This is a genomic window from Bacillus sp. MYb209 (assembly GCF_002975175.1).
Taxonomy (GTDB): Bacteria; Bacillota; Bacilli; order Bacillales; family Bacillaceae_G; genus Bacillus_A.
This window is the reverse complement of record NZ_PCNZ01000133.1, coordinates 1-1,100: the sequence shown is the minus strand read 5'-3', so window position 1 is coordinate 1,100 and position 1,100 is coordinate 1. Positions and strand designations below refer to the sequence as shown.

The following is a 1,100-nucleotide window of genomic DNA, read 5'->3' as shown; positions in this document are numbered from 1 at the left end:
CCGAAAACGCTGGAAGAACTCTTGAGAGAGAGCTTACGTTAGAAGAGAAGTATGCCCGTTTAGAAGCCGAACGAAACTTACTAAAGGCGGAAAATGAATTGTTAAAAAAAATCAAACTTATGGAAGGGAGGATGAGAAGGAAATAACGTTACCACCTAGTCAGAAATTCATCTTGATTCATTCTGTCATCATAAAATACAACTTAAGAAATATGGTCAGTCATTTGTGTAAAGTAGTTGGTGTATCCCGTTCGGGATACTATAATTATTTTTCAATTTCATCTCAAGAACAACGGAAACAAAAGAGCGATCGAGATGAAATCGTGAAAGAAACCATATTAAAAGCACTTCGATTTAGAAATAGAAAGAAAGGGGCTCGTCAAATAAAGATGACATTAGCGGGTCAGTTTCAAGTTGTCTACAATTTAAAACGTATCCGTAGAATCATGAAGAAATATGAGATTGTCTGTCCGGTTCGTAAAGCGAATCCTTATAAAAGAATGCTGAAAGCGACAAAAGAACATCGAGTAGTACCGAATCGATTAAATCGAGAATTTAAACAAAACACCCCAGGAAAAACACTTCTTACAGATATCACCTATTTAGTTTATGGTAAGAATAAAAGAGCCTATTTGTCTACAATTTTAGATGGCTCAACCAATGAAATTGTAGCTTACCATGTTTCAGAACAGATGACATTAGACCTCGTAACGACAACCCTTCATAAACTAAAAAGGAATAAGAGGATTCGATTGACTGAAGGTGCATATATTCATTCAGATCAAGGAGCCCACTACACAAGTCCTACCTACCAAAAGCTAGTCAAAAAGCTAAATCTCGGGCAATCCATGTCAAGAAGAGGGAATTGTTGGGATAACGCTCCACAAGAATCATTTTTTGGTCATCTGAAAGATGAAGCACATATAAAACCTTGCGAGTCTTTTACTGAGTTGAAACAAGAGATTAAGAAATATATGACGTACTATAATCATTATAGATATCAATGGAATTTAAAAAAGATGACTCCTGTTGGATACAGAAATCATCTTCTTGATGTTGCCTAACTTTTTTCAAAATGTCCTTTACAAAGGGTACAGATTA

General features: G+C 35.5%; 1 pseudogene. It reads left to right on the top strand.

Features of this window, described 5'->3' with window-relative positions:
• Positions 1 to 1,063: pseudogene (locus tag CQZ94_RS30785) on the top strand (IS3 family transposase); the annotation flags it as partial.
• Positions 1,064 to 1,100 lie beyond the last annotated feature (37 nt).